Below are 26110 nucleotides of genomic sequence, written 5' to 3'. Positions count from 1 at the left end.
GTGACCATGTTTTCCACCAGCTTTACCTGGAACGATCTGCTGTTCCTGCTCAACGGCGCCTGGGTCACGCTGCAACTGACGTGCTGGGCGATCCTGCTCGGCACGTTCGCCGGGCTGATCTTCGGCTTGCTGCGCGCCATGCTGCCGCGCACCACCCTGCCGCTGGCGTGGGTGCTGGACGTGTTTCGCAGCGTGCCGCTGCTGATCCAGTTCGTGCTGTTCAACTCGCTCAAGAGCATCGCCGGCCTGAACATCAGCGCCTTCACCGTCGGTTGCGTGGTGCTGGGGATCTACGCCGCCGCGTACTTCACCGAGATCGTGCGCGGTGGCGTGCTGGCGGTGCCGCTGACCCTGCGCCGGGCCAGCCGTTCGCTGGGCATGAGCTTCTTCCAGGACCTGCGCTTCATCGTCCTGCCGATCGCCACGCGGGTGGCCTTCCCCGGCTGGCTCAACCTGGTGCTGGGGGTGATGAAAGACACCGCACTGGTGATGTGGATCGGCATCGTCGAACTGCTGCGCGCTTCGCAAACCATCGTGACCCGCATTCAGGAACCCCTGCTGGTGCTGTGCATCGCGGGCCTCATCTACTACGTCATGAGCCTGGTGGTCGCTCGCCTCGGCGCTCGTCTGGAAACAAGGTGGCAAGAAAATGATTGAGATCGAAAACGTACACAAATCCTTTGGCGACCTCGATGTGGTCAAGGGGGTCAGCCTGACCGTGGACAAGGGCGAAGTGGTCTCCATCATCGGCGGCTCGGGTTCGGGCAAGTCGACCCTGTTGATGTGCATCAACGGCCTGGAACCGATCCAGAAAGGCAGCATCCGCGTCGACGGCATCGAGGTGCACGACCGCGCCACCGACCTCAATCGCCTGCGGCAGAAGATCGGCATCGTGTTCCAGCAGTGGAACGCCTTCCCGCACCTGACCGTGCTGGAAAACGTGATGCTGGCGCCGCGCAAGGTGCTGGGCAAGAGCAAGGCCGAAGCCGAGGCGCTGGCGGTGCAGCAACTGACCCACGTGGGCCTGGGCGACAAGCTCAAGGTGTTCCCCGGCAAGCTCTCGGGCGGCCAGCAGCAACGCATGGCCATCGCCCGCGCCCTGGCCATGTCGCCGGACTACATGCTGTTCGACGAAGCCACCTCGGCCCTCGACCCGCAACTGGTCGGCGAAGTGCTGGACACCATGCGCATGCTCGCCGAGGACGGCATGACCATGGTGCTGGTGACCCACGAAATCCGCTTCGCCCGCGATGTGTCCGACCGCGTGGCGTTCTTCCGCAATGGCCTGGTGCATGAGATCGGCTCGCCGGACCAGGTGATCGGCAATCCCGTGCATGCGGAGACGGCGGCGTTTCTCAAGTCGGTGAAATAGGTGGTGGCCCTATCGCGGGCAAGCCCGCTCCTACAGGGGGTACGCCGCTAACCCTGTAGGAGCGGGCTTGCTCGCGATAGCGCCCGAACAGACAACCCAAGGAGCAACCCATGCGCTCATCGAAAGTCATCCACGTAGTCAGCTGCCACGCCGAAGGTGAAGTCGGCGACGTCATCGTCGGCGGCGTCGCCCCGCCACCCGGCGCCACGGTGTGGGAGCAATCGCGCTGGATCGCCCAGGACGATACCCTGCGCAACTTCGTGCTCAACGAACCCCGTGGCGGCGTGTTCCGGCACGTCAACCTGCTGGTGCCGGCCAAGGACCCGCGGGCGCAGATGGCCTGGATCATCATGGAACCGGCCGACACCCCGCCGATGTCCGGCTCCAACTCACTGTGCGTGGCCACCGTGCTGCTCGACACCGGCATCCTGCCGATGACCGAACCGCAGACCCGCCTGGTGCTCGAAGCCCCCGGCGGCCTGATCGAGGCCGTGGCCGATTGCCGTGACGGCAAGGTCGAGCGGGTCGAGGTAAAGAACGTGCCGTCCTTCGCCGACCGCCTCGATGCGTGGATCGAAGTCGAAGGGCTCGGCTCGCTCAAGGTCGACACCGCCTACGGCGGCGACAGCTTCGTCATCGCCGATGCCCAGGGCCTGGGCTTTGCCATCCGTCCCGATGAAGCGGCAGACCTGGTGGCCGTCGGCCTCAAGATCACCCGCGCCGCCAATGAGCAGCTGGGCTTCAGCCACCCGCTGAACCCCGAGTGGTCGCACATTTCCTTCTGCCAGCTCGCCGCCCCGCTGGTCCTGGCGCACGGCATTGCCACCGGCGCCAATGCGGTGGTGATTCAACCGGGCAAGATCGACCGCTCGCCCACCGGCACCGGTTGCTCGGCGCGCATGGCGGTGTTGCAGGCCAAGGGCCTGATGCAGGTCGGTGATCGCTTCATCGGTCGCTCGATCATCGGCTCCGAGTTCCACTGTCGCATCGACTCGCTGACCGAAGTGGCCGGCCGCCCAGCGATCTACCCGTGCATTTCCGGACGGGCCTGGGTCACCGGCACCCATCAACTGCTGCTCGACCCGGCCGACCCATGGCCGCAAGGCTACCGGCTCTCGGACACCTGGCCGGGAGCGTAAGCCGGGCCGGGTGAACACCCGGACCAACGGCAAAAAAAATCACTGAAAAACCCGAAACAGTACTAGCCGATTCGTTTCATTTTAAATATCGTATACGAAATACAATAAACAAACCGGAGGCAACAATGAGCAAGCGCATTAACTGGAGTGGCGTCTTCCCCGCCGTCACCACGCAATTCAACGATGACTTCACCATTAACCTGGACAAGACCCACGAAGTCATTTCCAACGTCATTCGTGACGGCGTATCGGGCCTGGTGGTGTGCGGTTCGGTGGGCGAGAACACTTCGCTGACCGCCGAAGAAAAAATCGCCGTGACCGAAGTCGCGGTCGATGCCTCCCGTGGCCGGGTGCCGGTGATCTGCGGCGTGGCCGAGTTCACCAGCGTGCAAGCGGCCAAGGTGGCCAACTCGGTGCGCAAGGTCGGCGTCGATGGCGTGATGCTGATGCCGGCGCTGGTCTACGGCTCCAAGCCGTTCGAGACCGCCGAGCACTACCGCTACGTGGCGAAAAACGCCGACGTACCGCTGATGGTCTACAACAACCCGCCGATCTACAAAAACGACGTGACCCCGGACATCCTGATTTCCCTGGCCGACTGCGACAACGTGGTGTGCTTCAAGGATTCCTCGGGCGACACCCGCCGCTTCATCGACGTGCGCAATGAAGTCGGTGACCGTTTCGTGCTGTTCGCCGGCCTCGACGACGTGGTTCTGGAAAGCATCGCCGTGGGCGCCGAAGGCTGGGTTTCGGGCATGTCCAACGTGTTCCCGAAAGAAGGCGAGACCATCTTCCGCCTGGCCAAGGCCGGTCGTTTTGCCGAAGCCATGCCGATCTACGAATGGCTGATGCCGATCCTGCACCTGGATGCCCGTGCCGACCTGGTGCAGTGCATCAAGCTGTGCGAAGCCATCGCCGGTCGCGGCAGCGCGCTGACCCGTCCACCGCGCCTGGCCCTGCCGGAAGCCGACCGCGTGTTTGTCGAGCAGATCATGCGCCACAGGCCCTGGCCGACCGTCCGCACCTGCCAGACGTCGGTCTCTGAGTGATTGCCGGGTGGGTCCGCGAGGACCCGGCCCGGTTGCCTGTTTTTTTGCGCCGCTACAGGAAACGCCAGCATGCCCAACACTCAACACACTCACAGCGCAACCCCACCTGCCGGACTCAAGCGTGTCGTAGCCGCCGCCATGGCCGGCACCGTCGCCGAATGGTATGAATTCTTTCTGTACGGCACCGCCTCGGCCCTGGTCTCGGCCAGTTGTTCTTCCGCCAGACCGGCAATGCCATCGACGGCATCATCGCCGCCTTCGCCCTGTATGCCGTCGGCTTTCTCGCCCGCCCCCTGGGTGGCCTGGTGTTCGGTCATTACGGCGATAAACTCGGGCGCAAACGCCTGCTGCAACTGAGCCTGGTGGCTGGTCGGCATCACCACCTTCCTGATGGGCTGCCTGCCCGGCTTCAACGAGATCGGCTACGCCGCGCCCGTGCTACTGGTGCTGCTGCGCCTGATCCAGGGCTTCGCCTTCGGCGGTGAATGGGGCGGCGCGATTTTGCTGGTGTCCGAACATTGCCCGGACAACCGCCGCGGCTTCTGGGCCAGTTGGCCGCAGGCCGGTGTGCCAGCCGGTAACCTGTTGGCGACCATTGCCCTGCTGGCGTTGTCGTCGACCCTGTCGGAAGAACAGTTCCTCGCCTGGGGCTGGCGTGTGGCGTTCTGGTTGTCTGCGCTCGTGGTGCTGATCGGCTACTGGATCCGTACCAGCGTCGATGACGCGGCGATTTTCAAGGAAGCCCAGGCCAAACAGGCACAGACCAAACAGCAGCAACTGGGCGTGGTCGAAGTGCTGCGTCACCACTGGCGCTCGGTGCTGGTCGGCATCGGCGCGCGGTTCGCCGAAAACATCCTCTACTACACCGTGGTGACGTTCTCGATCACCTACCTCAAACTGGTGGTGCACAAGGACACCACGCAGATCCTGCTGCTGATGTTCGGCGCCCACCTGCTGCACTTCTTCCTGATCCCGCTGATGGGTTACCTGTCTGACCTGGTCGGACGCAAACCGGTGTACCTGACCGGCGCGGTGCTCACGGCGTTCTGGGGTTTCGTCGGCTTCCCGATGATGGACACCGGCAACAACTGGCTGATCATGGCCGCGATCACCCTGGGCCTGGCCATCGAGTCGATGACCTACGCGCCCTACTCGGCCTTGATGGCGGAAATGTTCCCGACCCACGTGCGCTACACCGCGTTGTCGCTGTGCTACCAGGTGGCGCCGATCTTCGCCGGTTCGCTGGCACCGCTGATTGCCATCACCCTGCTCAACAAGTACCAGAGTTCGACCCCCATCGCGCTGTACCTGGTGGCTGCTGCGCTGATCTCCATCGTCGCCGTCGGCCTGACCCGGGAAACCCGTGGCAAGTCGCTGCACCTGGTCGACAGCGAGGCAGCCGCCCGTGTCGCCGCCACCGCAAACGCCGGCCAGGCAAGCGGCGCCCGCCGCAGCGATTCGCTGGCCTGACCTTCCCTCCCTGCGGGACACGCGTTGTCGTGTCCCGCAGTCCCCCGCTTTTTGCAAAAGGAGTTTCCATGTCCGAGATCATCGGCCACCAGTACATCGGCGGCGCACGCAGCGCTGCCGGCGACATCACCCTGCGCAGCTTTGACGCCAGCACCGGTGACGCCCTGCCCTACACCTTCCGCCAGGCCACCGGCGCAGAAGTCGATGCCGCCGCCGAAGCCGCCGCTGTGGCCTACCCGATCTTTCGCGCCCTGCCGGCCAGTCGCCGCGCCGAATTCCTCGAGGCCATCGCCACGCAGCTGGAAGCGCTGGACGCCGACTTCATCAGCCTGGTCAGCCGCGAAACCGCCCTGCCCGCCGCCCGCATCCAGGGCGAGCGCCTGCGCACCAGCAACCAGATGCGCCTGTTTGCTCAGGTGCTGCGCCGTGGGGATTTTTATGGCGCGCGCATCGACCGTGCGCTGCCCGAGCGCCAGCCGCTGCCACGGGTGGACCTGCGCCAGTACCGGATCGGCGTCGGCCCGGTAGCGGTGTTTGGCGCGAGCAACTTCCCCCTGGCCTTCTCCACCGCCGGCGGCGATACCGCGGCCGCCCTCGCCGCCGGTTGCCCGGTGGTGTTCAAGGCGCACAGCGGGCACATGGCGACCGCCGAGCACGTAGCCGATGCGATCATCCGCGCCGCCGAGCAGACCGGCATGCCCAAGGGTGTGTTCAACATGATCTATGGCGCCGGGGTCGGTGAAGCGCTGGTCAAGCACCCGGCGATCCAGGCCGTGGGCTTTACCGGTTCGCTCAAGGGCGGTCGCGCGTTGTGCGACATGGCCGCCGCCCGTGCGCAACCGATCCCGGTGTTTGCCGAAATGAGCAGCATCAATCCGGTGGTGATACTGCCCGAGGCCTTACATCTGCGCGGCGAGAAAATCGCCAGTGAACTGGCCGCCTCGGTGGTGCTCGGCTGCGGCCAGTTCTGCACCAACCCAGGCCTGGTGATCGGCATCCGCTCGCCGGCCTTCAGTGCCTTCACCGCCTCGCTGGTGGGGCTGATGGCCGAGCAACCGGCGCAGACCATGCTCAACCGCGGCACGCTCGCCAGCTACACCAAGGGGGTGCAGGCCCTGCGGGCGCAACCGGGCATCGAGCACCTGGCCGGTGGCGAACAACACGGCAGCCAAGCGCAGCCGCAACTGTTCAAGGCCGACGTCAGCCTGTTGCTCGACGGTAACCCGCTGTTGCAGGAAGAAGTGTTCGGCCCGGCGACGGTGCTGGTGGAAGTCGCCGATGCAGCCGAGCTGCAAGGCGCCTTGCACAGCCTGCACGGGCAACTGACGGCGACGCTGATTGCCGAGGCCGGTGACCTGCAACAACACGCCAGCCTGCTGCCGCTGCTGGAACAGAAAGTCGGCCGGGTGCTGTTCAACGGCTACCCGACCGGTGTCGAAGTTTGTGATGCCATGGTGCATGGCGGCCCTTACCCGGCCACTTCCGATGCCCGCGGCACCTCGGTCGGCAGCCTGGCCATCGAGCGTTTCCTGCGCCCGGTGTGCTACCAGAACTGCCCCGATGCGCTGTTGCCCGAACCCTTGCAGAACGCCAACCCGCTGGGCATCGCCCGACTGGTGGACGGTGCAAGTACGCGCGACGCGCTGTAAAAAAAGCGCCACCGAGGGTTCGGTGGCGCTTTGTCGTTATCCCAGCAACGCCCTCAGATCGTTGTACAGCGCCTCAGGAATCTGCACGCCCTCCTCCAGGCTGCGCGCCCGTGCTTCGTAGCGCCTTTGCGACGGCAAGCGGGCGCCCTGGCCCTGAATGCTGTCGAACAACACCTCGGCCCGCGCCAGATGCTGCTCGCTGCTGCCGCCAAGGAACCGCTGCGGATCGAAGGCGATGATCAGCTCGCCATGGTAAGGCGATGACTTGCTGCCCGCGTCATAAGCCAGGGACTCGGCACTGGTGAGGTCGCCAATCAGGGGACCGGCAATCAACTCGACCATCGCCGCCAACGCCGAGCCCTTGTGCCCACCGAAAGTCAGCATCGCACCGCTATCGAGCACCACGTTGGCATCGGTGCTCGGCTGGCCCTGTGCATCCACGCCCCAGCCTTCCGGGATGGCCTTGCCTGCCCGCCGATGCAACTCGATATCGCCCCGGGCAATCGCACTGGTGGCGAAGTCGAAGACAAACGGATCCTTGCCCGGCCGCGGCCAACCGAAGGCAATGGGGTTGGTACCAAACACCGGCTGATGCCCCCCCGCCGGCGCCACCCAGGCATGGCTGGGATTACACGCCAGCGCCACCAACCCGGCGGCGGTCAGCTGCTCGATCTCAACCCACAATGCCGAAAAATGCACACAACGATTGATCGCCAGCGCGGCAATGCCATTGGCCCGGGTCTTCTCCATCAACAACGGCAACCCCGCCTGAAACGCCAACTGCGAAAAACCACCGGCAGCATCGACCCGCACAATCGACGGCGCCTGATCAACCACCTGCGGCTGCGCATCCGCCGACACTTTCCCCGCACGCAGCGAATTCACACAGCCCAGCACCCGGTACAAACCATGCGACGCACAGCCATCACGCTCCCCGGCAATCACCGTAGCCGTCACCGCCTGGGCGTGGGCCAGATTGAAACCGTTGTGCAACAAAATTGATTCGGCCAGCTCACGAGCCTCGGCCAGGGTCAGTCGGATCATAATCCACTCCTTGAACAGACCGTTCAGCCTGGCGCAGAAGGAGGCCCAAGGCTTGATCCGTTTAGCCAGGAGCAATGACGAATTCGGCACATCCAACCCCCATGGCAATAGAACCACCGCCTTCGCGAGCAAGCCCGCTCCCACAAAGACCGCGGACTAACCTGTAGGAGCGAGCTTGCTCGCTATGGTGGACCAGACACCGCAGGCATCCAGACATCCCGCGTCATCGTTGACGACCATCGCGAGCATGCTCGCTCCTACAGGGGGGGAGAACAGGACAGCAAGCCTTTGATCTTGCTCTTGATCTGCTTTTGATCTTGATCCACCCGCCCCTTCGGCAGGCTGAGTGGAGGCATTCATCCGGGGAGAAGGCGCGCAGCGCCGTGCGGCGTAGCCGCACACATCGAGAGGAGGTGCAGCGAAGCAAACCGGAGGCGATGTCCCCGGATGGATGCCGGAGCGAAGGAACCCCTCGCCCTGGCGAGGGGCCGTACGCTGGGGCGAGCGTTTTTGGTTCCTTTTGGCGCGCTTGCCAAAAGGGACTCGCCGTAAGGGCGAAACCATAAGCAGCCGTGACCGCAGCAATGGACATGTACAAAGTCGAAGGCCGCCATCGCGAGCAAGCTCGCTCCTACAGGGGGCAGGTACACCAGCAGATAATGTGGCGGCTGGCCGACCGCCTTCGCGGGCAAGCCCGCTCCCACAGGGGCAGTGTCCGTCAGTTGATATTGGGGTGACTGTCAGATCGTTATCGCGAGCAGGCTCGCTCCCACAGGGGGCGGGGGAGAACAGCAAGCTTTTGATCCTGCTTTTGATCTTGATCTTGCTCTTGATCCACCCGCCCCTTCGGCAGGCTGAGTGGAGGCATTCATCCGGGGAGTGGGCGCGTAGCGCCGTGCGGCGCAGCCGCACACATCGAGAGGAGGTGCAGCGAAGCAAACCGGAGGCGATGTCCCCGGATGGATGCCGGAGCGAAGGAACCCCGAGCGCCAGCGAGGGGCCGTACGCTGGGGCGAGCGTTTTTGGTTCCTTTTGGGGCGCTTGCCAAAAGGGACCCGCCGTAAGGGCGGAACCATAAGCAGCCGTTACCGCAGCAACGGATATGTACAAAGTCGAAGGCCGCCATCGCGAGCAAGCTCGCTCCTACAGAAACAGTTGCCATCACCAGGACAACAAAAAAAACCAAAAAAACCCCGCTTCATTTCCCCCTGCCCGTTGTTTTGCCGTAGCCTCGAACCCACACTGACTCCAGACCCCAACCCTGCACAAGGCTGTCGACTGTTTTTCCATGCGCAAACTTCTGTACCTGACATTCTCCATGGCGTTGATCGCCGCCCTGACCACCTACGCCATGTGGGCCGCCGATCGACCGGCGGGGCATTACCTGTCGGACCTGCGGATCAACCTCACCGTCGATCAGGGCACACCTGCCAATCGCGGCAACCTGCTGGGCATCCAGCCCGAACTGTTCCCCACCGACTACCAAAGCCCCGACCGCCTGCACCGCAAACTGGCCGCGTACCTGCAAAAAGCCCAGCTGCAAGGCCTATTGAACGACAAGACCATCGTCGTACTGCCGGAACACATCGGCACCTGGCTGATGGTCAGCGGCGAAAAGGACGAGCTGTACCAGGCCAACACCATCGAGGAAGCCATGAACTGGCTGGCGGTGAGCAACCCCGTGCAGTTCCTGCGCGCCCTGATCAGCGCCAGGGGTGACAACCGCCTGGACGACGCGCACCTGCGCATGAAGGCCAAAGGCATGGCCCGGGATTACCAGGCACTGTTCGGTGGCCTGGCCAAGGAATTTCACGTAACCCTGGTGGCCGGTTCCATCGTGCTGCCCGAGCCGACGGTCATCGACGGCACCCTCAAGGTCGGGCACGGCGCGTTGTACAACAGCAGCATCGTGTTCGGCAGCGACGGCCTGCCGATTGGCCAGCCCCAGCGCCAAATGCACCCGACGTTCTCCCGGCAGGACGTGATCGAGGCCAATGACGGCCAGTCGCTGACCGTCGTCGATACACCCGCCGGGCGTCTGGGCGTGCTGATCGGTCGCGACAGCTGGTACCCGGAAAACTACCGCCGACTGGATGCCCAGGGCGCGCAACTGGTGGCCGTGCCGGCGTTCGTCAACGGGCGCGGCACGTGGGAACGGCCATGGCGCGGTTACCGGGGTTCGTCTGCGCCTGAGGTCGCCAGCCTCAAGCCCGGCGACGTCAGCGAAGGCCAGGCCTGGCATCGCCTGACCCTGACCGCGCAGCCACCCGGCAGCCAGGCCATCGCCGGCATGAGCGTGTTCCTGCGCGGCCAGTTCTGGGACCAGGGCAGCGCCGGACAAAGTTTCCTCAGCCGCGACGGACAGCACTTCGCCAGCGAAGAGGCACGTGGCGCGCACTTGCTGAACCTCTGGTTGTAGTCGATGAAACCCTTGCCGATGCGCCTGGGCGATCTGTCGGTGGGCTTCGTTCATAGCCTGGCCGACGCGGTGCGCAGCCATGACATCGACCCAGCCCCCTTGCTCGAACAATACGGCCTGGACCCCGCACGGCTGGGTGAAGCGTGCGCCCGCCTGTCGATTCCACGCTACATGCGCCTGGGCCACAGCGCGATCCAGCTCACCGGCAACCCGGCGCTGGGTTTGCGCATGGGCCAGCTCAGTCGCCTGAGCCAGGCCGGCCTTGCCGGGGTCACGGCGGCGCAGGCACCCACGGTGCGCGAGGCCGCGCGCTGCCTGATTCGTTTCGAAGCCCTCTACGGCTCCAACTATCGCGGCCAATCGAGCTTTCACGAGGACGCCCAGGGCGCGTGGCTGCGCTTCTACTCCATCAGCCCGTACAACGCCTACAACCGCTTCGTGGTGGACTCGATCATCGCCGGCTGGCTGCAGCAGTTGTCCAGCGTCAGCACCACAGCGCTGCGTGCCGAGCGCATCGACATCGAGTTCGACGCACCGGACTATCGGCAGGACTACGGGGTATTGGGCGACTGTGCGATCCAGTTCGTCGCCGAACAGAATCAACTGCGATTGAGCCTGGCCAGCCTCGCCCTGCGCAATCCGGTGCACTGCCCGAGCACCTGGCGGCACCTGCTGGAATTGTGTGAACGGGAACTGGAACAACTGACACGCACCCGCAGCCTGCGTGAACGCATCACTGCCCTCTTGGGTCCGTTGCTCAATGGTGGCCGGGAACCCGACCTGGAAGAAGTGGCGGCACGCCTGAAGCTGCCGACCTGGACCTTGCGTCGCCGACTCGCCGAGGAAGGTACGCAGTTTCGCGCAATCCTCAACGACACCCGTCGCGACCTGGCCATGACTTACATTCGCGATACCGAACTGGCATTCGGTGAAATCGCCTATCTGCTCGGCTTTGCCTCAGCCGAAGCCTTTCAACGCGCCTTCAAGCGCTGGAGCGGTCAGACACCCGGCGAATTTCGCCGCAGTCATCGTCAGTCCGCCTGATGCCTACAGCTCGGTAGCGTCTTCAGCCGGCTCGACCGGGTCGAGTTCAAAGGCCTGGAATTCGAGCAGTTCTTCCTGATATTCGTCCATGGTGATTCCTCTGTTTAAGTGGTCTGGATAACTGACCTGCAACTTGAGCCTAAAGTGCCAACGTGAAAGAAAAATGACTCGCGCACGACAGCTCGTCGCTACTGATAAAACGTAGCAGCGGGTCAGGAATTTATCACGGGATTTTTTGCTTCGTTGCGCACGCCCCCTCCCCTGTAGGAGCGAGCTTGCTCGCGATGGTAGCCAGAACACCGCGGGGTGTCAGATGCCCAGCGTTATCGTTGACGACCATCGCGAGCAAGCTCGCTCCTACAGGGGTGGGGGAGCGGCCGGTTACAGCGCCGGAATCGGCTCGCTCGGCGGTGGCAGATCCGACGGCGGCGGTGGCGTGATGGTTTCCGTTGCCGGTGCGGGCTCGGTGCTTTGTTCCGGCGTCACCGGGGCTGGCTCAGGCGGCGCCGCGACCGGTTGCGAAGCGGCGGGTTCGGCAGGCTCGGCGGCCGGTGTCGCGGGCTCCGCTACCGGCGCCGGCGCAGCAGCAGGCGCAGGTTCCGGCGCTGGCGGCGCGGCTGGCGTCACCGGGGCTTCAGGCACGCCCAGGTCGGCTTTCGGTTTCTCTTCGATGTGCGCAGCCTTCTTCGCTTCGGCCGGCAGGAACGATTCGACCAGGGCAAAGAAGCGCTCGTAGAACTTCGAGGACGAAACAGTCTCGCTGGCAACCTTGACCATCGAATCATCCGACGAACCGATCGGCATCGACACGGACCCCAGCACCCCGACCCCGAGGCTGGCGGAGTTGCTGCTCTTCTTCAGCGCATAGCTGTCCTGCAGCGCGTTGGCGAACATGGTTGCATGGTGCCCTTCGCTGCCGTCGTCGGCACAGACCACGTTGAAGCTGATCTCCATGTGCGTTTCGCCGGTCTGCTGGAAGCTCTTGTGACCGGAGATCAGTTTCGGATCACTGCTGGTGATGATGTAACCCTGGCTGAGCAACGCGCGGCGGGCGGCTTCGCAGCTCTGCTTGTCGGTCACCGGGTAATTGCGCGAAAACGTTCCGGAATCGTCAAAGTTCTCATGCTCGTAGATCGCGGCCTTTTTCGACGAGCAACCGGCTGCGACGGCCAGCACCAACGCCAGCCCGGCAACCCGTACGGGAAATGATTTAAACATTGAGCATCCTGAGGAAAACGGTCCGGCGCGTATTGTGCAACAGATCGTTGCTTAGCGTCGCATCGAATAGTGTCTTGTAACAGTTACAAGTGTACTGACCGGCATTTACCGGAAAAAGTCTTTCGCCAAACGCTTCAGCTGACAGACAGCATCAGCGCGAATTTTCCTGCGCCGACAAAAAACCCCGACCTTTCGGCCGGGGTTTTCGGAAAGCGCAACACTCAATCAGGCATCAGTAGCGCTCGATGTCCGCTTCGGCTTCCAGCTGCTTGCGATACGCCGCAAAGTCCTGCTGGCCGACACGCGAAGCGAGGAAGCGACGGTATTGCGACTTCTCTTCTTCGCTCGGCGCCGCGGCTTCGTTGACACCGTTGAGGCGCACGATCATCAGGCTGCCGTCGGACAGCGTCACACTGCTGAACGTCGGCTTGTCCTGGGCAGCCGGTTTCGGCATGCGGAACAGGGCCTGCAACACAGTCGGGTCAACGCCTTCCTGAGCACGCGTCGCAGCGGTGATGACTTTCCAGTTCTGGCCGTCGATCGCCTTGTCCAGCGGTGCCTTGCCATCGCGCAGGTCGGCGATCAGCTTGTCAGCCTTGGTCTTGGCAGCAGCGCTGGCGTGTTCCTTGGTCAACTGGCCACGGATGGCAGCCGATACACTTTCCAGCGGCAGTTGCGACGGCTTCAGGTGTTCCTTGGCCCGCAGCACGACCACGGTTTCCGGATCGAGCTCGATGGCCGTGCTGTTGGCACCTTCATCCAGCACTTCAGGGCTGAACGCAGCGGTCAGCACGGCACGATTGGCGGCAATGCCTTCGCCACCTTCACGACCGAACGGCTTGGAGGTGTGAACGGTCAGCTTCAGGTCCTGAGCTGGCTGGGCCAGGTCCGAGGACTCGAACGACGAGTCTTCCAGTTGCTTGGTCGCTTCGACGAAACGCTGCTCGACCTGCTGGGTTTTCAGCTCGCGGGTCAGCTTGTCTTTCAGGCTGGCGAAGGTCGGGACTTCCGGCGCTTCGACACCCAGCAGCTTGATCAGGTGATAACCGAAATCGGTACGTACCGGCGCGGACACCTGGTCCTTGGCCAGCGCATACAGCGCGGTTTCGAACGCCGGATCGTAGACGCCAGGGCCGGCGTAACCGAGATCACCACCGTTGTTCGCCGAACCCGGGTCCTGGGAGAATTCCTTGGCCAGGGCCTCGAATTTCTCACCCTTGGCCAGGCGCGCCTGAACTTCTTCGATCTTGGCCTTGGCTTGCGCCTCGGTCATCTTGTCGTTCACTTCGATCAGAATGTGCGCCGCCCGACGTTGCTCGGACAGGTTGGCGATTTCTTTCTGATAGGCGGCCTGCAGGTCTTCGTCCTTGACGGCGACCTGATCGAAGAAGGACGACTTCTTCAATTCGATGTAGTCGATGATCACCTGATCCGGTGTCATGAATTCCTTGGCGTGCTCGTCGTAGTAAGCCTTGACCTCATCGTCGGTCAGCTTCACGGCAGCCGGGTCAGCCTTGACTTCCAGGGAAGCGAAATCGCGGGTCTGTTTTTCCAGACGGGCGAACGCCAGTACCTGGGCGTCGGTGACGAAACCACTGCCCGCCAGACCGGCACGCAACTGACCGATCAGCATTTCCTGAGCCAGCATCTGGCGGAACTGCATGCGGCTGTAGCCGAGTTGACGGATGACCTGGTCGAAGCGCTCCGGGCTGAACTTGCCGTCCACCTGGAACTCAGGCGTCTGCAGGATCACCTGGTCCAACGCCGCTTCGGAGAAGGCGAACTTGGATTTTTCCGCGCCTTGCAGCAGCAGCTTGCGGTCGATCAGGCCCTTGAGGGCCGAGTCGCGCAGCATTTTTTCGTCGAGCAAGGAGGCATCGAAATCCTTGCCGAGCTGTTGCATGAGCTGACGGCGTTGCATGTCGACCGCCTGGCTCAACTCGTTCTGAGTGATTTCGTCACCATTGACCTTCGCCGCATCGTTCTTGTGCGTCGTGGCCTGAAAAATGGCGTCGAAACCGGTCAAGGCCATCAGTACAACGATGACCCCGATAATGGTCTTGGCAATCCAGCCTTGTGAATTGTCCCTGATATTTTGCAGCATGCGTCCCCCAGGAACGGTTGAACTTCAAAAATTATGCAACCGTGGAGTGTGGGTAGAATCCGGATAGAAGAAAGGCGCATCCGAGGATGCGCCTTCTCGTAACTGGCGGAGCGGACCAAGGGTTCGAATTTGCGACCCTCGATGTCTCGGGTCGGCGACGCCGACTGGGCTACCGCTCCGCTGCCAGATCAGGCATGACCCCGACCCGGGACAGGCCGAAGCCTGACTCGTACTTAGTTGACAGCGTCTTTCAGTGCTTTACCGGCTTTGAAACCTGGCTTTTTGGCAGCAGCGATCTGCAGTTGCTTACCGGTCTGAGGGTTACGGCCAACGCGAGCCGGACGATCAGTTACGGAGAAAGTGCCGAAGCCAACCAGAACAACGGAATCACCAGCCTGGAGAGCAGTAGTGATGGAGCCGGTTACAGCGTCCAGCGCACGTTGAGCAGCTGCTTTCGGGATATCAGCGGATGCAGCGATAGCATCAATCAGTTCCGACTTGTTCACTCTAAAGTCCCCTTATATCTATTTGAGTATGATTCTAAGTTTTTTGGTGAAAGCAAAAACGAGTGCTGAATGGCCTACAGACACCATAAGAGCCGCTTTATAACAAGGGCTCTAAAAAGCTGTCAACAAGCCCCCCAGGCAAATGCGTATTAATGCGTGCTAATTCTTTCCTTAGAGTCAGACTCGCGTTTTTCGTCCTTTGCAACTATCTCCGGAGCTACATCGGGCAAGGGCTCCGGGGCGTATTGCAGCGCAATTTGCAGGACCTCGTCAATCCATTTAACCGGTTTAATCTGCAGATCCTGCTTGATATTGTCAGGAATTTCCTTCAGATCACGTACGTTCTCTTCGGGAATGATCACGGTCTTGATACCACCGCGGTGCGCCGCGAGCAGTTTTTCTTTCAGGCCACCAATCGCCAATACCTGGCCACGCAAGGTGATTTCGCCAGTCATCGCGACATCGGCGCGCACCGGAATGCTGGTCAGTGCCGAGACCAGCGCCGTGCACATGCCCACGCCCGCGCTCGGGCCGTCCTTCGGGGTCGCCCCTTCCGGCATGTGGATGTGCGTGTCGCGTTTCTCGTGGAAGTCCAGGGGAATGCCCAGGCTCTTGGCGCGGCTGCGCACGACGGTCTGGGCCGCGGTGATCGACTCGACCATCACGTCACCCAGAGAACCGGTCTTGATCAACTGGCCCTTGCCCGGTACCACAGCGGCTTCGATGGTCAGCAGTTCGCCGCCCACCTGGGTCCATGCCAGGCCGGTCACCTGACCGATCTGATCCTGGGATTCGGCCAGGCCGTAGCGGAATTTACGCACGCCGAGGAAGTCCTCGAGCATCGACGAAGTGACCTTCACCGAGAAGCGTTTTTCCAGCGCATGCTCCTTGACCGCCTTGCGGCAAACCTTGGCAATCTGGCGCTCCAGCCCACGTACACCGGCCTCGCGGGTGTAGTAGCGGATGATGTCGCGGATCGCGTCTTCCTCGAATTCCAGCTCGCCCTTTTTCAGGCCGTTGGCCGTGATCTGCTTGGGCGTGAGGTATTTGACCGCGATGTTGATCTTCTCGTCTTCGGTGTAGCCCGGCAGGCGAATGACTTCCATCCGGTCCAGCAGCGCCGGCGGAATGTTCATCGAGTTCGAGGTGCACAGGAACATCACATCCGACAGGTCGTAGTCGACTTCCAGGTAGTGATCGTTGAAGTTGTGGTTCTGCTCAGGATCGAGCACTTCCAGCAACGCCGACGCCGGATCGCCACGCATGTCGCTGCCCATTTTGTCGATTTCATCGAGCAGGAACAGCGGGTTGCGCACGCCCACTTTTGTCATCTTTTGAATCAATCTTCCTGGCATCGAACCGATATATGTCCGGCGATGACCACGGATTTCCGCTTCATCACGCACGCCACCGAGGGCCATGCGTACGAATTTACGGTTGGTGGCGTGGGCAATCGACTCCGCCAGGGAGGTTTTACCCACACCCGGAGGACCGACCAGGCACAACACCGGGCCACGAATCTTCTTCACGCGCTTTTGCACGGCGAGGTATTCAAGGATGCGTTCCTTGACCTCTTCCAGGCCGTAATGGTCGGCGTCGAGGATGTCCTCGGCACGCGCCAGGTCCAGTCGCACCTTGCTCTGGGCCTTCCACGGCACCTGCACCAGCCAGTCGATGTAGGAACGCACCACGGTGGCTTCGGCGGACATCGGCGACATCTGCTTGAGCTTGTTCAGCTCGGCCTGGGCCTTGGCCAGGGCGTCCTTGGGCAGACCGGCGGCGTCGATGCGCTTTTTCAGGTCTTCGATTTCATTGTGGCCTTCGTCGCTGTCGCCGAGCTCCTTCTGAATGGCCTTCATCTGCTCATTCAGGTAGTACTCGCGCTGGCTGCGCTCCATTTGTTTCTTCACGCGACCACGAATGCGTTTTTCCACCTGCAACAGGTCGATTTCGGCATCCAGCAGCGCCAGGACGTGTTCGACCCGGGCCGACAAGTCGATGATTTCGAGGATTTCCTGCTTCTGCTCGATCTTCAGGGCCATGTGCGCAGCCATGGTGTCAACCAGGCGGCCAGGCTCGTCGATGCTGTTGAGCGAAGACAGGACTTCAGCCGGGACTTTCTTGCCCAACTGCACATATTGTTCGAACTGCGACAGCAGGCTGCGCACGAACACTTCGGATTCGCGCTCGGGGGCGTCGACTTCGTCGATCAGCGAAACTTCGGCACGGCAGTGGCCGTCCACTTCGCTGAAGCGTTCGACGGTGCCACGCTGCTCGCCTTCGACCAGCACCTTGACGGTGCCATCAGGCAGCTTGAGCAGTTGCAGGACGGTAGCAATGGTGCCCACACGATAAAGTGCTTCTTCACCCGGATCGTCGTCGGCAGGGTTTCTCTGGGCCAGCAGGAGGATCTGCTTGTCGCCCGTCATCGCGGCCTCAAGGGCTTCGATGGACTTCTCGCGCCCCACGAACAGCGGGATCACCATGTGCGGATAAACCACGACATCACGCAATGGCAGGAGAGGCAATTCGATGGTCGTCTTCATGATTTCGCCTCTACGGCGGCCACAAGGCCGGAAACAGATGGAATTGAGCTTGAAACCAAGATGGGGGCTGCCTTGAAAAAAAACAAGCGCAAAGACAGGGTTAAAACGCGGAAAAAGCAAAGGGGCCCGAAGGCCCCTTCCCTATTCCAGCTGCGGGACGCTTAAGCGTCTGGCGCGGCCTTGGCAGTCGGCTCACTGTTTTCGTAGATATACAGTGGCTTGGACTTGCCTTCGATGACGCTTTCGTCGATCACCACTTTACTCACCTCGGACTGCGAGGGGATTTCATACATGGTGTCGAGCAATACACCTTCGAGAATCGATCGCAGGCCACGGGCACCGGTTTTACGTTCCAGGGCACGCTTGGCAACCGATTTCAGTGCGTCGGCCCGGAATTCCAGGTCCACGCCTTCCATCTCGAACAACTTGGCATACTGTTTGGTCAACGCATTCTTCGGCTCGGTGAGAATCTGCATCAATGCAGCTTCGTCCAGCTCGTCCAGCGTGGCCAGTACCGGCAGACGACCGACGAATTCCGGGATCAGACCGAACTTGACCAGATCGTCAGGCTCGACTTCACGCAGGGACTCGCCCACCTTCTTGCCTTCTTCCTTGCTGCGTACTTCTGCATTGAAACCGATGCCACCCTTGGTGGAACGGTTCTGAATGACCTTCTCGAGGCCCGAGAATGCGCCACCGCAGATGAACAGGATGTTACGGGTGTCGACCTGCAGGAATTCCTGCTGCGGGTGCTTGCGGCCACCTTGCGGCGGAACGGAAGCGACCGTGCCTTCGATCAACTTGAGCAGGGCCTGCTGCACGCCTTCACCGGAAACGTCCCGGGTGATCGACGGGTTGTCGGACTTGCGCGAGATCTTGTCGATCTCGTCGATGTAGACGATGCCCATCTGGGCCTTTTCCACGTCGTAGTCGCACTTCTGCAGCAGCTTCTGAATGATGTTCTCGACATCTTCACCCACGTAACCCGCCTCGGTGAGGGTGGTTGCGTCGGCGATGGTGAACGGAACGTTCAGCAAGCGGGCCAGGGTTTCGGCAAGCAGGGTCTTACCCGAGCCTGTCGGGCCGATCAGCAAGATGTTGCTCTTGCCGAGTTCGACGTCGTCATTCTTCTTGTCACGCTGATTCAGGCGCTTGTAGTGGTTGTACACCGCTACGGCCAGAATCTTCTTGGCGCGTTCCTGACCAATTACATACTGATCAAGAATGCCGCTGATTTCTTTAGGCGAAGGCAATTTATGCGCGCTGCTTTCGGCCTGTGCTTCCTGCACCTCCTCACGGATGATGTCATTGCACAGGTCGACGCACTCGTCGCAGATAAAGACCGAGGGGCCGGCAATCAACTTGCGTACTTCATGCTGGCTTTTGCCACAGAAGGAGCAATAGAGCAGCTTGCCGTTGTCCTCGCCGTTGCGGGTGTCAGTCATTCGTTCGATCCAAATCCGATAGGCTTGCAACACAAGATGAAGGCTATTGCGGGCTTTTTCAAGCCCGCCGGTGATCGGACACGCCGATCACGCCTTATTTTGAGCCGCTTATTTTACGCTGGGCGCGAAGTGATCACTTCATCGATCAAGCCGTATTCACGCGCCGCTTCTGCACTCATGAAGTTGTCGCGGTTGGTATCGCGCTCGATTTCTTCAAGGGTACGCCCGCTGTGCTGGGCCATCAGCTTGTTCAGACGCTCGCGAATGAACAGGATTTCCTTGGCATGGATTTCGATGTCCGAAGCCTGGCCCTGGAAACCGCCCAGTGGCTGGTGAATCATCACGCGCGAGTTTGGCAGGCAGAAACGCTTGCCTGGGGCACCCGCGGTCAGCAGGAATGCGCCCATGCTGCACGCCTGGCCGATGCAGGTAGTCGATACGTTGGGTTTGATGAACTGCATGGTGTCGTAGATCGACATGCCCGCCGTCACCGAACCGCCCGGGGAGTTGATATAGAGATGGATGTCCTTGTCCGGGTTTTCCGCTTCAAGGAACAGCAATTGCGCACAGATCAGGTTGGCCATGTAGTCCTCTACAGGACCCACCAGAAAGATCACTCGCTCCTTGAGAAGACGCGAGTAGATGTCATAGGCGCGCTCGCCACGAGCAGATTGCTCGACAACCATCGGGACCAGGCCGCCTGCGGCCTGGATATCAGAGTTCTGCTGAATATACGAATTACGGAACATGCTCTGCAGTCACTCCCAAAATAGTTATGTCTTGAAAACGCATAAGCCAGCACGAATGCTGGCTTATGGTGTTTACGTCTTAACGCAGGCGCAATCAGTCGGCTTGTGGAGCTTCTACCGGCTTGACCGCTTCTTCGTAAGAGACCGATTTGTCGGTCACGCTAGCTTTCTGCAGAACAGTATCCACAACTTGCTCTTCCAGCACAACCGAACGAACTTCGTTCAGTTGCTGGTCGTTCTTGTAGTACCAGGACACGACTTGCTCAGGTTCCTGGTAAGCAGAAGCCATCTCTTGAATCATCTCGCGAACGCGCGCTTCGTCAGGCTTGAGTTCGTGTTGCTTGACCACTTCAGCCACGATCAGGCCCAGGACAACGCGACGCTTGGCTTGCTCTTCGAACAGCTCGGCCGGCAGCTGGTCTGGCTTGATGTTGCCGCCGAACTGTTGAACAGCCTGCACGCGCAGACGGTCAACTTCGTTGGACAGCAGAGCCTTTGGCACTTCGATCGGGTTGGAGGCCAGCAGACCGTCCATGACCTGGTTCTTGACCTTGGACTTGATGGCCTGACGCAGTTCACGCTCCATGTTCTTGCGAACTTCGGCGCGGAAGCCTTCCAGACCGGTTTCCTTGATGCCGAATTGAGCGAAGAACTCTTCGTTCAGCTCTGGCAGGGTTGGCGCGGAAACGCTGTTCACGGTGACGGTGAACTCGGCGGTTTTGCCAGCCAGCTCGAGGTTCTGGTAGTCCTCGGGGAAGGTCAAGTTCAGAACGCGCTCTTCGCCGGCTTTAGCGCCGACCAGGCCTTCTTCGAAGCCAGGGATCATGCGACCGGAACCCAGCACCAGCTGAGTGCCCTTGGCGGAACCGCCAGCGAATGCTTCGCCGTCGACCTTGCCAACGAAGTCGATGTTCAGTTGGTCATCGTTCTGGGCAGCGCGATCGGCCACTTCGAAACGGGTGTTCTGCTTGCGCAGTACGTCCAGCATCTTGTCCAGGTCGGCATCGGCCACTTCAGCGCTCAGGCGCTCAACAGCAATACCTTCGAAACCGGCAACGGTGAACTCAGGGAACACTTCGAATACGGCAACGTATTCCAGGTCCTTGCCAGCTTCCAGGGATTTTGGCTCGATCGACGGCGAACCAGCCGGGTTCAGCTTCTGCTCGACGACAGCTTCGTAGAAAGAAGCCTGGATCACGTCACCCACAGCTTCCTGGCGCGCATCAGCACCGAAACGGCGCTTGATTTCGCTCATTGGCACCTTGCCTGGACGGAAGCCGGCAATCTTGGCCTTCTGGGCAGTCTGCTGCAGACGCTTGTTGACCTGAGTCTCGATGCGCTCAGCCGGCACGGTGATGCTCATGCGGCGCTCAAGAGCAGAAGTATTTTCAACAGAAACTTGCATGGATATTCCTCGTTGCACAGACGTTAGCCGGCCGTTACCGACCCAAGAATCAAGGGCATGCATTCTAGAGGGTCAAACTCAAGAAGTCACCCTACTGAAAACGGGTAAAAACACGGCAGGCAATTTATAGGAGCGAACGCAGTGATGCACCCCGCTCCGCTAGCAAATACAACCCATCACGCCGAGGCTCTGCGTCAACCCTTCTATATATAGAAGAGTGCGCCGAGCAACGCCCCGACAGCCAATCCCGCAAGCGGGACCGCCCAACAGCACGGCATCATCGAACACTATAAATTCGACGAAACGCCCTGCACTTGCAACCCGGCATCTGCGACATCAACGCCGCCAAAAGCACACCGCTGAAACAAAAAAAGGCGCCAGACTGTTAAATCTGGCGCCTTTTCGAAATATGGGGTGGACGATGGGGATCGAACCCACGACAACGGGAGTCACAATCCCGTGCTCTACCAACTGAGCTACGCCCACCATATTGCATGACAAAGAAGCCAAACAACCTCTCTGTACAACTCCAGCCTGGCCTAAGCCATGATTGAAGCTTGTTTGGTGCGGATGAAGAGACTCGAACTCTTACGCCTCGCGGCGCTGGAACCTAAATCCAGTGTGTCTACCAATTCCACCACATCCGCGGATGAAGCTGTTAAAGCAAAGGCGCCAGACTGTTAATCTGGCGCCTTTCGAAATATGGGGTGGACGATGGGGATCGAACCCACGACAACGGGAGTCACAATCCCGTGCTCTACCAACTGAGCTACGCCCACCATATCGCGTTACTTGTGCCAAAGCTGCCTAATGGCGCACCCGGCAGGACTCGAACCTGCGACCATCCGCTTAGAAGGCGGATGCTCTATCCAGCTGAGCTACGGGCGCCTTATTAATCTGTACCCTTGAAGGACTACAAACTAAGTGCTTTTCAGCCTCGCAAAACCTCGATTCTGCTCGACCTTCTTAACCAGTGCTAGGCTGTGCCCGACAAGTGCGACGAATAGTATAGAGCGCCCCCAAGGTCGTCAAATCCTTTTTATAAAAAATTCATTTAATTAAAGGGCTTAGGGGAATTTGCAGACCAAGCGCCTTTGCCCTCACCGCACGACATGCGAGAATGCGTTCTCTTTTTTCCCCTCTCGATGGTTAATCACGCGCAATGACTGCACAACTAATCGACGGCAAATCGATCGCCGCCAGCCTGCGCCAGCAGATCGCCAAACGCGTTACCGAGCGCCGCCAGCAAGGCCTGCGCACCCCCGGTCTCGCGGTGATCCTGGTCGGCAGCGATCCCGCCTCTCAGGTTTATGTCTCGCACAAGCGTAAGGACTGTGAAGAGGTCGGCTTCATTTCCCAAGCCTACGACCTGCCTGCCGAAACCACTCAGCAGGCGCTGACCGACCTGATCGACCGCCTGAACGAAGACCCGGCAATCGACGGCGTCCTGCTGCAACTGCCGCTGCCTGAACACCTGGACGCTTCCAGGTTGCTCGAGCGTATCCGCCCGGACAAAGACGTCGACGGTTTCCACCCTTATAACGTCGGCCGCCTGGCCCAGCGCATCCCGCTGCTGCGCCCGTGCACACCCAAAGGCATCATGGCCCTGCTGGAAAGCACCGGGGCGGATCTGTACGGGATGGACGCCGTCGTCGTCGGTGCCTCGAACATCGTCGGTCGCCCAATGGCCATGGAACTGCTGCTGGCCGGTTGCACCGTGACCGTCACGCACCGTTTTACCAAGGACCTGGCGGGCCACGTCGGCCGTGCCGACCTGGTGGTGGTCGCTGCCGGCAAGCCGGGCCTGGTCAAGGGCGAATGGATCAAGGAAGGTGCGATCGTGATCGACGTCGGCATCAATCGCCAGGATGACGGCAAGCTGGTCGGCGACGTCGTTTACGAGACCGCCCTGCCCCGAGCCGGCTGGATCACCCCGGTGCCGGGTGGCGTAGGCCCGATGACCCGTGCCTGCCTGCTGGAAAACACTTTGTACGCAGCCGAAACCCTGCACAGCTGAGTTCAGCTACGTACCAAAGAACCCCGCCATTGGCGGGGTTTTTCTTGCCCGCAGGAATGACCTGACCATTCGCCGGAAACCTGCTGTTTTATGGGGACTTTCAAGGACTTTCACCGGTTGATTGAACAACCATCGACAGTTCTTCAGCCATACTTTTAGAATGCCTGGTTTTTAAGAAACAGTCCGTTACAAAACGGCTAATCCAACCTTATGAGTCTGCCAGCGTGAAAATTCGTCTTTCCATCCTGAGTCTGTTTTTCGCATTTACTACAGGGACGTTCCTCACGCCAACGGTGGATGCTGCGGAAACCGCCGCTCCCCGAGACACCAAGCAACTGAAGATCGCTTCCGGCAGCGCCCTGCTGATGGACCTGCAGACCAACAAAGTCATCTACGCCAGCAACCCGGACGTGGTCGTGCCAATTGCCTCGGTGAGCAAATTGATGACCGCGCTGGTGGTGGTCGAAGCCAGGCAGAACATGGACGAGTACATCTCGATCAACATCAGCGACACCCCGGAAATGAAGGGTGTGTTCTCCCGGGTCAAGCTCAACAGCGAAATGCCGCGCCGGGAAATGCTGCTGATCGCCCTGATGTCCTCGGAAAACCGCGCCGCCGCCAGCCTGGCGCACCACTATCCGGGTGGTTATGCCGCGTTCATTGCGGCGATGAACGCCAAGGCCAAGGCGCTGGGCATGACCAGCACGCACTACGTCGAACCGACCGGGCTGTCGCCACGCAACGTCTCCACCGCCCGCGACCTGAGCAAACTGCTGATCGCCGCGCACAAGTATCCGATCCTCACCGAACTGAGCACCACCAAGGAAAAAACCGTGTCGTTCCGCAAGCCCAACTACAGCCTGGGTTTTCGTAACACCGACCACCTGGTGGGCAAGCCGAACTGGGACATCTCCCTGACCAAGACCGGCTTCACCAACGAAGCCGGGCACTGCCTGGTGCTGGTGACCCGGATGAGCAACCGCCCGGTGGCCCTGGTGATTCTCGACGCGTTCGGCAAATACACGCACTTCGCCGACGCCAGCCGCATTCGCAACTGGGTCGAGACCGGCAAGAGCGCAGAGGTGCCGTCGGTGGCGCTGGAGTACAAGTCGCAGAAGAACCTGAAACAGCGTCAGGGTGGGGTGGCTGAGGCTTCCAAATAATCTCAATCCCCTGACTCTCCCCCTGTGGGAGCGAGCCTGCTCGCGATAAAGGATGCCAGTCGACGATAATGTGACTGACATACCGCAATCGCGAGCAGGCTCGCTCCCACAGTGGTTCTTGTGGTTAACCCAACAACTCTGAATCAATCATTCGGCAACGGCATCTGGTCATCATCCGGAATGCCATCCCCCGCACTCGGGTCCTTCGGCGCCACTGCTGGCCGGGCCAGCGGGTCGCGCAGCGGGCTGTCCGGGTCCATCACCGGGTCAAGGTCTTCTTCCGGGGTCGTGGGCACACTGTCCGGGCGTTTTTTGTCATCGAAACTCGAATCGGTCGACATACACACCTCACTCAAACTTCAGGGTTTCAGATTGGCCAGCGGGTCGTACGGCTTGGCGGGAGCCTTCGTGTCTTCGTCCGGGTCAACGTCGAGCGGGGCCTTGGCCGGGCCTGCGGGGTCGACCTGAGGATCTTCGAGGTCCGGCGAGTCGGGATCGAATCCCAACCCTTCATCAGACGAATGCTCGGATGAATGCGGGCCGGAAGGATGCTTGGAGTCTGCCATGGTCGCCTCCTGGGTGTGGCCCGCAGAATGGCGGGCCTTACACCTCAGAGGACGTTCGCACGGGGCCGTGCGACGCAGATGACGAACGGAGGGTATTACGGCGCCAGCGCCTTTTTCGCCCGGGCCGCCGCCTGCTCCTGACCGGCCTGGGCCAGGTCATTGGCGGCATTCAACCAGCGCTGACGGTCGACGTTGGCCGGAATCTGGTTGGGTTTCTGGATCAGCACCGCCCAGCCGCCGGCATTCTTGAAGGCCGATTCGAACGATCCGAAGCTCATCAGCTCGCGGCGGTCCATGCCGGCACGCAGCAGCACGGTCTGCTTCTGACGATCGTACCCGGCAAGGATGGCGTACCGCTGCTCCGCCCAGAACGCCGAGCCTTCGGTGAAACGCACCATCACCGGATAACCCGCGGCGACCTGAGTCAGCAAGGCCGGCAGGTTGTCGTCCAGCGGGTAGACGACCATGCCGTACTCGCGCGCCAGGTTCTGCATGTTCTTTTGCAACTGAGCTTCAGCGCCCGGCAGATGCAGGGGCTTTTCCAGCAAGCCTGGCGTGATCACCACGCCCAATTGCGACAGCAGGCTCGCCAGTACCTGTGGCCCGCTCTGATAATTCGTGCCCCGGTAGAACGTGCCGCTAAGCTCCACCCGCTGCGGCAGACGCTGCACCTCGGGTGCCACGCTGCCCGCGCAACCGGCCAGTCCTGCCACACACCCGGCAATCAATGCTGCCATTCGAATTCGCGAAATAACCCGAACCATCATCACTCTCTACCTGTCCCTGTTAATACCTGGGGATGATAGGACGCTCGTCGGCAACGGTATAGCCTTTAGCCGTAGTTAGGCAGTTTCGATAGAGCGAACTGGTTGGTAACAGGCGACCTTTGGTCAATTGCCTGACACACGGCAGCGACTAGACTGTTACCTGTACAGAGTGTGTGCCCGCTGCAGGGCAAAGAGGAGGCACTGATGAGCCTGACAATGACCATCGTGATGTTGATTTCCGGCTGGCTGGCTGTTGCCGCCGCCATGTTGTGGGGAGTCCTGCGCATCGCACGCCGGCACCACCACCCTGCCCCGACGGCACGGGTGGAAAAACTCGATAAACCCACCGCTCGCCACGCCACCGCACACTGACGGGCGAAACGTTACCTCCTCCCAATAGAAAACGGCCGCCTGGGCTCTTTCGAGCGCAGGCGGCCG

The 26110-nt window shown here is 61.0% G+C and carries 20 protein-coding genes, 4 tRNA genes and 3 pseudogenes; 11 read left to right on the top strand and 16 right to left on the bottom strand.

Features of this window, described 5'->3' with window-relative positions; all coding sequences use genetic code 11:
* Positions 1–6 precede the first annotated feature (6 nt).
* The 6 genes and pseudogenes from ABVN20_RS27785 (at position 7) to ABVN20_RS27760 (ending at position 6679) form a co-directional block, all read left to right on the top strand.
* Positions 7–657, top strand: a complete 651-nt coding sequence (locus ABVN20_RS27785) for an amino acid ABC transporter permease (protein ID WP_368558990.1) — start codon at positions 7–9, stop codon at positions 655–657.
* Entirely contained in the window at positions 650–1372 is a 723-nt protein-coding gene (locus tag ABVN20_RS27780) for an amino acid ABC transporter ATP-binding protein (RefSeq protein WP_368558989.1), read from the top strand. Before ABVN20_RS27785 ends, ABVN20_RS27780 begins: the two co-directional genes overlap by 8 nt.
* A gap of 110 nt (positions 1373–1482) precedes the next feature.
* Positions 1483–2511, top strand: coding sequence for a proline racemase family protein (locus ABVN20_RS27775; protein WP_368558988.1), 1029 nt, complete (start codon positions 1483–1485; stop codon positions 2509–2511).
* Between the two features lie 125 nt (positions 2512–2636).
* Positions 2637–3556, top strand: a pseudogene (locus tag ABVN20_RS27770) (dihydrodipicolinate synthase family protein).
* 73 nt (positions 3557–3629) lie between these two features.
* Positions 3630–5030 (top strand): annotated as a pseudogene (abaF, locus tag ABVN20_RS27765) (fosfomycin efflux MFS transporter AbaF).
* A gap of 68 nt (positions 5031–5098) precedes the next feature.
* Positions 5099–6679 carry an aldehyde dehydrogenase (NADP(+)) gene (locus ABVN20_RS27760; RefSeq protein ID WP_368558987.1) on the top strand — a complete coding sequence of 527 codons (1581 nt, stop codon included), beginning with the start codon at positions 5099–5101 and terminating at the stop codon, positions 6677–6679.
* Positions 6680–6715: 36 nt separating this feature from the next.
* Here the strand turns inward: ABVN20_RS27760 and ABVN20_RS27755 are convergent, their stop codons facing one another.
* Positions 6716–7723 (bottom strand): Ldh family oxidoreductase, encoded by a 1008-nt coding sequence (locus tag ABVN20_RS27755; RefSeq protein WP_368558986.1) that lies wholly within the window; start codon positions 7721–7723, stop codon positions 6716–6718.
* A gap of 1288 nt (positions 7724–9011) precedes the next feature.
* Between ABVN20_RS27755 and ABVN20_RS27750 the strand changes: the two genes are divergently transcribed.
* The gene (locus tag ABVN20_RS27750; RefSeq protein WP_368558985.1) at positions 9012–10142 is read left to right on the top strand and encodes a carbon-nitrogen hydrolase family protein; all 1131 of its coding nucleotides are present in this window, start codon (positions 9012–9014) and stop codon (positions 10140–10142) included.
* A 3-nt stretch (positions 10143–10145) separates the two neighbouring features.
* Positions 10146–11186: an AraC family transcriptional regulator gene (locus tag ABVN20_RS27745; protein WP_368558984.1), complete on the top strand. Its 1041-nt coding sequence runs from the start codon at positions 10146–10148 to the stop codon at positions 11184–11186.
* Positions 11187–11448: 262 nt separating this feature from the next.
* On the opposite strand, the pseudogene ABVN20_RS27740 reads toward ABVN20_RS27745, so the two are convergent.
* The 12 genes and pseudogenes from ABVN20_RS27740 to ABVN20_RS27685 form a co-directional block, all read right to left on the bottom strand.
* Positions 11449–11526, bottom strand: a pseudogene (locus tag ABVN20_RS27740) (outer membrane lipoprotein carrier protein LolA); the annotation flags it as partial.
* A 41-nt stretch (positions 11527–11567) separates the two neighbouring features.
* Positions 11568–12404, bottom strand: coding sequence for a DUF2242 domain-containing protein (locus tag ABVN20_RS27735; protein WP_368558983.1), 837 nt, complete (start codon positions 12402–12404; stop codon positions 11568–11570).
* A gap of 232 nt (positions 12405–12636) precedes the next feature.
* Positions 12637–14508: a SurA N-terminal domain-containing protein gene (locus ABVN20_RS27730; RefSeq protein WP_368558982.1), complete on the bottom strand. Its 1872-nt coding sequence runs from the start codon at positions 14506–14508 to the stop codon at positions 12637–12639.
* A gap of 233 nt (positions 14509–14741) precedes the next feature.
* The gene (locus ABVN20_RS27725) at positions 14742–15014 is read right to left on the bottom strand and encodes an HU family DNA-binding protein (RefSeq protein ID WP_368558981.1); all 273 of its coding nucleotides are present in this window, start codon (positions 15012–15014) and stop codon (positions 14742–14744) included.
* 149 nt (positions 15015–15163) lie between these two features.
* Positions 15164–17560, bottom strand: coding sequence for an endopeptidase La (gene lon, locus ABVN20_RS27720; RefSeq protein WP_368558980.1), 2397 nt, complete (start codon positions 17558–17560; stop codon positions 15164–15166).
* Between the two features lie 161 nt (positions 17561–17721).
* A complete protein-coding gene (gene clpX, locus ABVN20_RS27715; RefSeq protein WP_027618777.1) occupies positions 17722–19005 on the bottom strand; it encodes an ATP-dependent Clp protease ATP-binding subunit ClpX in 1284 nt (427 codons plus the stop codon).
* 113 nt (positions 19006–19118) lie between these two features.
* On the bottom strand, positions 19119–19754 hold the full coding sequence (gene clpP, locus ABVN20_RS27710) for an ATP-dependent Clp endopeptidase proteolytic subunit ClpP (RefSeq protein ID WP_368558979.1): 636 nt from the start codon (positions 19752–19754) through the stop codon (positions 19119–19121).
* A 94-nt stretch (positions 19755–19848) separates the two neighbouring features.
* Positions 19849–21159, bottom strand: a complete 1311-nt coding sequence (tig, locus tag ABVN20_RS27705; protein WP_368558978.1) for a trigger factor — start codon at positions 21157–21159, stop codon at positions 19849–19851.
* Between the two features lie 410 nt (positions 21160–21569).
* Positions 21570–21645 (bottom strand) — tRNA-His (locus ABVN20_RS27700).
* Positions 21646–21721: 76 nt separating this feature from the next.
* Positions 21722–21806 (bottom strand) — tRNA-Leu (locus ABVN20_RS27695).
* Positions 21807–21862: 56 nt separating this feature from the next.
* Positions 21863–21938, bottom strand: a tRNA-His gene (locus ABVN20_RS27690).
* A 32-nt stretch (positions 21939–21970) separates the two neighbouring features.
* Positions 21971–22047: transfer RNA gene (locus tag ABVN20_RS27685), tRNA-Arg, on the bottom strand.
* A gap of 274 nt (positions 22048–22321) precedes the next feature.
* On the opposite strand from ABVN20_RS27685, the gene folD reads away from it, so the two are divergent.
* Both folD and pbpG read left to right on the top strand, forming a co-directional pair.
* The gene (gene folD, locus ABVN20_RS27680; protein ID WP_368558977.1) at positions 22322–23176 is read left to right on the top strand and encodes a bifunctional methylenetetrahydrofolate dehydrogenase/methenyltetrahydrofolate cyclohydrolase FolD; all 855 of its coding nucleotides are present in this window, start codon (positions 22322–22324) and stop codon (positions 23174–23176) included.
* Between the two features lie 224 nt (positions 23177–23400).
* A complete protein-coding gene (gene pbpG, locus ABVN20_RS27675; protein ID WP_368558976.1) occupies positions 23401–24339 on the top strand; it encodes a D-alanyl-D-alanine endopeptidase in 939 nt (312 codons plus the stop codon).
* 143 nt (positions 24340–24482) lie between these two features.
* On the opposite strand, the gene ABVN20_RS27670 is transcribed toward pbpG, so the two are convergent.
* The 3 genes from ABVN20_RS27670 to ABVN20_RS27660 form a co-directional block, all read right to left on the bottom strand.
* Positions 24483–24680, bottom strand: coding sequence for a hypothetical protein (locus ABVN20_RS27670; RefSeq protein ID WP_368558975.1), 198 nt, complete (start codon positions 24678–24680; stop codon positions 24483–24485).
* Positions 24681–24698: 18 nt separating this feature from the next.
* Complete coding sequence (locus tag ABVN20_RS27665; RefSeq protein ID WP_368558974.1) at positions 24699–24905, bottom strand: DUF6021 family protein; 207 nt, start codon at positions 24903–24905, stop codon at positions 24699–24701.
* 95 nt (positions 24906–25000) lie between these two features.
* Positions 25001–25672 carry a peptidase C39 family protein gene (locus ABVN20_RS27660; protein WP_368558973.1) on the bottom strand — a complete coding sequence of 224 codons (672 nt, stop codon included), beginning with the start codon at positions 25670–25672 and terminating at the stop codon, positions 25001–25003.
* Between the two features lie 204 nt (positions 25673–25876).
* On the opposite strand from ABVN20_RS27660, the gene ABVN20_RS27655 reads away from it, so the two are divergent.
* Positions 25877–26044, top strand: a complete 168-nt coding sequence (locus tag ABVN20_RS27655) for a hypothetical protein (RefSeq protein WP_368558972.1) — start codon at positions 25877–25879, stop codon at positions 26042–26044.
* Positions 26045–26110 lie beyond the last annotated feature (66 nt).

This window comes from Pseudomonas sp. MYb118 (genome assembly GCF_040947875.1).
Classification (GTDB): domain Bacteria; phylum Pseudomonadota; class Gammaproteobacteria; order Pseudomonadales; family Pseudomonadaceae; genus Aquipseudomonas.
Note: the sequence above shows the minus strand (reverse complement) of the source record. Positions and strands in the feature narration are given on the sequence as shown.